General features: G+C 40.1%; 7 protein-coding genes and 2 pseudogenes. 1 reads left to right on the forward strand and 8 read right to left on the reverse strand.

Features of this window, described 5'->3' with window-relative positions; translation table 11 throughout:
* Nucleotides 1-187: pseudogene (locus tag A3844_RS29860) on the reverse strand (IS110 family transposase); the annotation flags it as partial.
* 111 nt (nt 188-298) lie between these two features.
* Nucleotides 299-1,765, reverse strand: coding sequence for an amidase family protein (locus tag A3844_RS29865; protein WP_074109398.1), 1,467 nt, complete (start codon nt 1,763-1,765; stop codon nt 299-301).
* 249 nt (nt 1,766-2,014) lie between these two features.
* On the opposite strand from A3844_RS29865, the gene A3844_RS29870 reads away from it, so the two are divergent.
* Nucleotides 2,015-2,398: a hypothetical protein gene (locus A3844_RS29870; RefSeq protein ID WP_074109399.1), complete on the forward strand. Its 384-nt coding sequence runs from the start codon at nt 2,015-2,017 to the stop codon at nt 2,396-2,398.
* A gap of 170 nt (nt 2,399-2,568) precedes the next feature.
* Here A3844_RS29870 and A3844_RS29875 read toward each other — a convergent pair whose 3' ends face one another.
* The 6 genes and pseudogenes from A3844_RS29875 to A3844_RS29895 all read right to left on the reverse strand — a co-directional run bounded on the left by A3844_RS29875 (nt 2,569) and on the right by A3844_RS29895 (nt 7,434).
* Nucleotides 2,569-2,886: a hypothetical protein gene (locus A3844_RS29875; protein ID WP_074109400.1), complete on the reverse strand. Its 318-nt coding sequence runs from the start codon at nt 2,884-2,886 to the stop codon at nt 2,569-2,571.
* A 195-nt stretch (nt 2,887-3,081) separates the two neighbouring features.
* Nucleotides 3,082-3,431 (reverse strand): annotated as a pseudogene (locus A3844_RS33925) (hypothetical protein).
* Between the two features lie 898 nt (nt 3,432-4,329).
* Nucleotides 4,330-4,776: a GNAT family N-acetyltransferase gene (locus A3844_RS29880; RefSeq protein ID WP_143186180.1), complete on the reverse strand. Its 447-nt coding sequence runs from the start codon at nt 4,774-4,776 to the stop codon at nt 4,330-4,332.
* Nucleotides 4,777-5,082: 306 nt separating this feature from the next.
* Nucleotides 5,083-5,982, reverse strand: coding sequence for a dihydrodipicolinate synthase family protein (locus tag A3844_RS29885; RefSeq protein ID WP_074109401.1), 900 nt, complete (start codon nt 5,980-5,982; stop codon nt 5,083-5,085).
* A gap of 255 nt (nt 5,983-6,237) precedes the next feature.
* The gene (locus A3844_RS29890) at nt 6,238-6,753 is read right to left on the reverse strand and encodes a hypothetical protein (protein WP_244169894.1); all 516 of its coding nucleotides are present in this window, start codon (nt 6,751-6,753) and stop codon (nt 6,238-6,240) included.
* Nucleotides 6,754-6,822: 69 nt separating this feature from the next.
* Nucleotides 6,823-7,434: a DUF2441 domain-containing protein gene (locus tag A3844_RS29895; RefSeq protein WP_074109403.1), complete on the reverse strand. Its 612-nt coding sequence runs from the start codon at nt 7,432-7,434 to the stop codon at nt 6,823-6,825.
* Nucleotides 7,435-7,835 lie beyond the last annotated feature (401 nt).

The raw sequence follows: 7,835 nt of genomic DNA on the forward strand, positions 1-7,835 counted from the left end.
ACTGTACCAGTTGCTCCAGACCTGTTCGTGTATTGGAGAATACACAATCTTTCCCCAGTTCAATTCCCCGAAAGTCAATGGCTCGGGCCACATGGGTTTCCTTAGCGATGTCTGCGCCTACGACAAGGGTCTTGTCGGAAATTCTCATAATCCGTTGATTCTGTTTCTTCGATTGTTTATACTTCATGTTGAGTGCCTCCTGCGCTGGAATTTGTTCTCTGGACGGAACGTTTCCCAGTATACAGCTGGCGCTTTTTTCATTCAAACCTCAAATTAATTCATTACAGGAATGGCTCCTTTAGTTGAATATAGGTTTTTTGCGATGTTTTGTTATTTGTTCAAAAGAATAAGCTATGCGAATTAAGGTGGGTTCAGTAAATGCTTTTCCGGCAAAAGTAATGCCAAATGGTCTGCCGTTTGCTCCGTACCCTGCGGGGATAGCAATAGATGGATAACCAGCTTTGGCACATATATCCGCTCCAATATAAGTTGGAAACATTATCGCATCTAACTGATAACTATTTATCGCATAATCTATTCCTTCGTTCTGGGCTAGATATAAATCCATAATTGATTCCATGATATAGTCTTTATTTTTCAAGGGATCGGTTAGCCCTTCCCGGAATTCTAATATATCTTGACCATATTTCAGGGCTGCATCTGCATACTTTTCATTCCAATCGATGAGTTCGGACAATGAATGAACCGGCATGTGTGCCGGGAGGCGCTGCAAATAATTCTCCACTCCATGATTGAATTCTAAATTCATCTTGTTCCAATGCCATGGACCATGAAACGAAGGAATGTCGATATTTTCTCCTACTTCGGCTCCTGCTTTTATCAATTCGGAGGATGCTTGATGAAATAGCTCCTCATTATATTCACCAGATTCACGCTGGGAATCTGGCACTTCACAAAAGACCCCAATTCTAGCTCCCTGTAGGCCATTCTTGTCCAAGAACGGTGTGTAGTCCTCTATAGCATGGTCATTACGCCAGGTTGCTGGGTCGCGCTCATCCCTTCCAGCTAATGCGTTAAGCAGAACAACCGCATCTGAAACCGTCCTTGCCATCGGCCCTGCTGTATCTTGTGAATAAGAAAAAGGAATAAGTCCTGAGCGGCTAATTAAGCCGATGGTCGGTTTAATGCCGACAATAGACATCTGTATGGCCGGACTTAGAATTGAAGCGGAGGTTTCTGTGCCTATCGCCGCCGCTGCAAAACTCATGGCCACCGCTGCTGCCGATCCCGTACTGGATCCGCCTACGAAAAAATCACCATAGGGGTGCGCGACCTGCCCCCCCTTTGAACTATAACCTGCCCACATCGTCGAGGAAATACCGTTAGCCCATTCTGTCATATTCGTCTTGCCCAAAATGATGGCCCCCGATTCTCTTAATCGGCGAATCAAGAAAGCGTCCCTCGTACTTACATGCTGTGCTAGTGCTAAAGCTCCCGCACTGGTACGCATCTTGTCTCCGGTTTCAATATTATCCTTAACGAGAATCGGTATGCCATGAAGCGGTCCTCTACTCCCCTTGCGCTGACGTTCTATATCGAGTGCTTCTGCGATGAAAATGGCATCGGGATTAATTTCCATGATGGAATTTATGTGAGGGCCATCCTGATCATATTTTGCGATACGTGATAAGTAGCAAAACACTAATTCTTTTGAAGTAAATTCACCTTGTTCCATCGCATTTTGTAATTCGTATATACTTGCTTCTTCTATATCCAAATTCATCAGATTAAAGGGATCCTTCATATTCAAATCACGTCCCATCAGAAGTGTTATATTGTTTATTGCATTCAATAATACCACGATGGATAGACAAAATAATTAGGATAAAACAAACATAATTAAACTATCCTCCCGTTAGTGGAATAAAATCTGTTTGTAATCTATGGCACAGTTCATGCAACTTTTTTTACATATGAAAGCTACTCGGCTAGGAACTTCGCCGTTTCTTAATTCTCCTTCTATACATACCATGTTTCGAGGGGGTGATACACTATGGCAAATCCGGTTACCATAGGCTCCAATTGTATTGCAAAAATAGGAAGTAAATTTTTTCTAATATCTGAAATTGAAGCGAAAACGACAGGGGTAGAAATAGACCCGATTTTCGCGGTTAGAACGACTACTGAACAAGCACGCCGTCTAATACGTGCGGGTGTAATGCGTTGCAAAATTCAAAATACTGTTCCAAGACCAACCCGCGGAAAAGAAGTTGAGCTTAAAGGAGTACTGTTCGCCAATGGGCAGATCTTTTCAGTATTCGACGTTGAGAACTCTACCGATGTAGCAGTGCTCGTTAGAATAAATGTGGCTCAAGCACAAAGACTGATTAGTAAAGGGGCACGCATTATTAAAGTAATTCGCCGTCCTTTTAAATGAATCTAACAACCCCCATATTTTAACAGGAGAATAGTAGTAGCAAGTCCTTTTATATAAAAGAGCTGCACTAAACTGCCCAATTAGTAAAGAAAAACAAAAGCGGTTCCCGCAAGAAACCGCTTTTTCTATCGTTTTCAGTTAGCTCTAAGCCATCGAGTAGTAAATACTTGCTAATTGTCGTAATTGTCGAAAGTGCGAAGTAACTTATAGTTTAATTTATCAAATTCTCTCATGAGATCTACGGCATTTCTAGAATATTTACTTTGTATATAGAACCTGCTGCAGGTATAAAAAAGGGACCATACTAATTCTTTTGAAACCATTTCTTCTTTATGAATGGATTCCTTGTAGGCATCCAACGTTGTATGAAGATGTTGAATCAAGCCGTGATCAATCAAAGCATTCCCATTTCCGCCTCCGTTCCCCCTTAACTTCACATAAAGGTCTGTACATATTTCCTTTAGCTCCTTCTCCAAGTCAGGTTCCACATGATACCTCCATTCTCAAATTAATTCTTATGTCTATCTTACCATTGACTGGAACTATCCTTCCTCTATGAGGAATTGTGTTGAATTCTATTTATATCTGCCTGCCGGACTGAATTGAGCCCGAGGCGTAAATATTGTGTTATGTGAAGAACTATGGACTTTACTGAGTCAATTTACAAATACTAATCAACAAAATTACCACTCCCTCCATTCTTCTGTAATATCTTGATCCTCCTCAATTTCTAATCCAGCTAGCCTAGCTGCCTTGTCAATGAAATCAGCCAATTCTTCGCGCTCCATTGTTTCAATAAAATAGCCATTGTCCTCATTCATTTCATTAACGTAACTACAATTTCTTCCACAGCCTTCATAATACTCTCAGGATGTTTAGTTTCTTGTAATAATAATAATCGGTTTATAAATTTATCCAGGACTTTATCAGACATTAGTAATCTCTCTTTCGTAAAAAACTCATCTCCATCTACTGACATTCTCTCATTCCATAATTTAGTTGGTTTTTCGTTAAATAAGTTTTGTAACGTCATTGAGCATATCCCTCATTTCCTTGTTTTTTAATGGTATTTCACATAACGTTTCTGTCTTTATGACATCCTGGGTCGGTTTAAAAAAACATCCGAGTCATCGCATTTTTTCACTTCCATCATGCCCAGTCAATATCCAATTAATATATCCATATTTTACTTGTCATCATTTTTGCTAACAAGTATTCTCTTCTGTTTTCTCACCCACCAGTGTGTTCCAAAAGCAACTTTTCCCCCTTGTATCTTTAGTAGAAGAAAATAAGCAAACAAAATGCATAAGCTCAAAATTTAATTGGACTAAATCAAAGAAATCTCACATCCATTATCCTGCCCATTAGCTTAAAGAAAAGCAACCGATCTTTTGAGCGGCTGCCTACTTGTTCCTATTGAATTAACGTTTTCCGTTAGTTGAGTCTAACAAATCTAATTATTGCTTTAGTTTTTACACTAAACTTGTTCATGCATATAAGGGAGTCAACGGAACAGGGTAACATCAGCGCCTAACAAGGCTAAACAAATTGCCTTCTTACCGTGAGAACCAAGTAGATTTAATACTTTCTTACCTGATGGATTACCTATGTACTTCAACCAATACCTTAAAGGGTGCCGAGGATCTGTTTTTAACGTTTGAGCAAATTCATTAGGAGATCCATGGTACTGTACCCAAGCCTGATAAGCTTTCGTTTCCCAAGCAGCCTTATTGGTAAGCGCAAATTTTTCCTACATATAGCCTCCTAGATAAATATTGTATTAGCGCTCGCTTATTATACTGCACTGGAATTAATTGTAAATGTAAATGGTTGTACGGTCCTGCTGTTCCACAAATCTGCCGTTACTTTCAAAGAAAAAAGCAGACTGCCAATGCAATCTGCTCATTTCCGCTTATTACTAGGAAGATTCTTTAATTAAGTTGTAGAAAACGTATGATTTCACCATCAATAATTTCATCGCTAGCCCTCTGAAACCCCAAGGATTCATACAGGTTCCCAGCAATCAAGTTGTCAGGTTTGTGCCCGATCATTAATTTGTTACAACTATTCCCACTCATAAGATCAATTAATTTTTCCATTGCTAATTTGCCATAACCATTCCCTTGATGATTCTCATCAATCATGAGTGCAGGTATCCAGTGGTTACCGTCTTCGTCGGGGGTTTTACAAAAGACCATAAATCCGACTAGCAACGCCTCGGAATATATTGCACGCAACTCAAAATCATGAACGTATTTAGATTCTGCGATCCAATAGACAACAGGAGCTGGAAACACACTTTTTTGTTCTTGCTTTACATTTAACTTGGTACAATCGTACCAGTTCTCAAATGATACTGGCTTTAATTCAATAACCACATAAATTCCTCCGGAATTTTGATATCACAGAGGAATTCCTCTGCGACTATAATTGAACTTCCTCCCTAACAACCGTGACAGCAAAAATATTCTTCATACCTCATCACTCCCTTCAATAATGGACACTCATCCAATAGTATACTACTAATAAATTTTTTGCGATTAGTATAAAACTGTTATAAAAAAGATGTCGTGAGTCCTGTCTTAGTCTGATCATACGCCACGTTATAGTGACCTTTAGTTAAATAAGAGCAGCCGATCGCGTTTACTGACCGGCTGCCTTATCGTGTTTGAGCTAGCGTTTCGTTAGCATAACGGGATTTCGAGTTGCAAGTCAGCAAGGATATTTCCTAATTCTTGCCGAGCAACTCCATCTAAACTTTTTAGCGGTAACGGAAGACTCGGATTGTTGATCAGCCCCTGAATTTCCGCAATTGTAGCAACGACGCGTAAACTACCATACTTTTGAAACATTTGCCAAAGAGGGGCAAGAAAAGCAGATTGTCTCTCAGCATTGACCGAATTCCCGCCCAGAGCTGCACGGGTTATACTTATGCAAATATCAGGATACAAACCACCAAGTACAGAGTACCATGCCTCGCATCCAGCAGTTAAACCAACCACTGCATACGGATCTCCACTAGTTCCTATAGAAACATCCTTTGGTATATGGGCACGTAGTTGTTCCACTCTCTGCTTAGCAGAATCGAAATCCGGTACCCCGGGTATCTTTATGGAATGGACTATTGGTAACCGCGCAATATGCCCATGCAAATGATCACTGAACCGGAATTGAGTTGTACTTGGGTTATCGTACACACACAATGGTATAGAAAGAGATTTTGTTACTGTCTCATACAGTGAGAACACCTCGTCATCAGTAAGTTGCTGATAGGAAACTGGCGCTAGGAGTACAGCATTCGCCCCTGCCTTCTGAGCATCTTCGGCTAATTGGAGAACATCACGTGTACGTAAAGCACTAATTCCAATCATTATTGGTATCCCCTCGGCGTACTCAATTGCGAGTTGAGTAACACGCAGTCGTTCTTCCCGATTGAGATAAACATAACTACCAGTCGACCCTAAAACTCCAATTGAATCTACTCTTGCTGAGGCTAAACGTTTGAGTAATTGCACTAAAGCCATCTCATCTATTCCGGTCTCATTCATTGGAGTAAGAGGAAATGCAGATAAACCTGTAAACATAATAAATACAACCTTTCAAAAGTAAAATGTCTTTTATTACGAGCATAAACCTCTCAAAAAAGATTAGAAGGTACAATTTTCATTTATTTGACTAGGCCAGTCTATTTTAATCTTCAACGTAAGCTGCCCTTTACTTCAATGAAAAAAGCAGACTGCCAATGCAATCTGCTTTTCCTCTATCATTTCCCATTACGTAATTGAAAGTAGCGTTCCCACCTTCACGAACCTTCCGGGGTTTAGTCTTCTCTTTCTCGATTAATCCACAATTACTAAGTTTTTATAATATGAGCCATCGCCGATGTTATCAGCGGACAACCATTCATAATAGCTTAATCCTAGTTTATTTGCGATAAAATAAGCTGGAGGCTCTTCACCAATATCTTCCGCTAAATCTAAAGCTTTTTCCAAGTCTTCAATTGAATTACCTTGCTTAATAATTAATTCTCTAAGGAGAACTATATCAAGCTTATCTTTCTCAATATGTAGTTCCTCAGTCCAATCGCACTTATATGTAGATATGAGTTCATCCTTCTCAAAAAATGATAGTGCCCATCCGTGATCTTCCATATATGAATAATGAACTAATAAGCCTGGATTTAGCGATACAATCGCTTTCCGGATACCAAATGCCGGTCCCTTAACAATGAAAGTCACCCAACCATTAGACTCAGGGAAAACAAATCCTTTATTGTTTGAAGCTCTAATTAATTCAACGGCTTTTTGCTGATCGCTTGTCTGTAAATGATAACTTGCACTAAATTCGCTCATCATTCAGCTCCCAGAAAGTTTTTTATAGCGTACCACCACGTTCTCTTTTATGCCTACTAGCTCAATGGTTTTTCAACCATTCTGCTGAAATGAAGCGGAGAATTCATCAATAATTTCTACAACTTCGATTTGTCCGTTGATCAACAGCTCAGGAAGATTGTTATGTATATTGCCTTTCCAATATTCTCTGGCTTGTTCGATTTTTTGGGAGAACGGAATTCCATCTTCCTTTGGTAAAAGATTGCCGTCACCTTCAAAGATAATCCCAATGACCCGAAGTTTAACGATCTGCAGAACTTTTCGATGGTAAGCATCGAATAGTTCTTTCCATTTCTGAGCGTCTTCATAGCTCTTCGCAGCATACAAGCAAGACAACCGTGAAGGATATTCAGGATATTCTTGCAATCTAACCATCTCACATATTGCTTCTCTAATAGCCCTGATTGTCTGCCCCATATATCTAATCGCTACATCTGCATTCTCTTTATCCATCTTTAAGCCGTCATTTGTATAATGACCATGCAAAATTTGAATCATATCTTCACCTTTAGAATTCATCTGTTCCTTCTCAAAAAAGAAGTGATATAAGGTGTTTTTTTGATTTTTGTCAAAGCTAATGATCTGTCCAAGGTCCATCTTTTTCCTAGTGACAATGTGATAAACATACAACTCGCTTCCTTGCATGGACTCCCCCCTATTCACCATAGTTAACATAGGTAAATTCGGCATTTACCAGCATTATCCTGCCTGTTCATGTGCCTTGCGGTCAGTCTATCCCACAGCACAATAGTAGGGTAAGACGAGGGATTACTCCCTCGGACTCCCCGTCAAACCGTGCATGCGGATTTCCCGCACACGGCTTTCCTTCGTCAGTTCCCCATCTTCAGGAGTGAGTTTCCTTCATCCGTCGCCGGATTGCTTATTTCACTCCTGAATTAGGAACGTGTGGTGAGTAAGCTTGTTAGAAATACCATTCCGGCTGATTCCAGTACTTTGTTTGGTATCAGCCGGTTTGACACCGTAGATCTCTTTTTGCGCATAAAGGCTCGCACCCTCATTCGCGTCCATTGATCCAGACGTTCAAA

This window comes from Paenibacillus helianthi (genome assembly GCF_001909055.1).
Classification (GTDB): domain Bacteria; phylum Bacillota; class Bacilli; order Paenibacillales; family Paenibacillaceae; genus Paenibacillus_AQ; species Paenibacillus_AQ helianthi.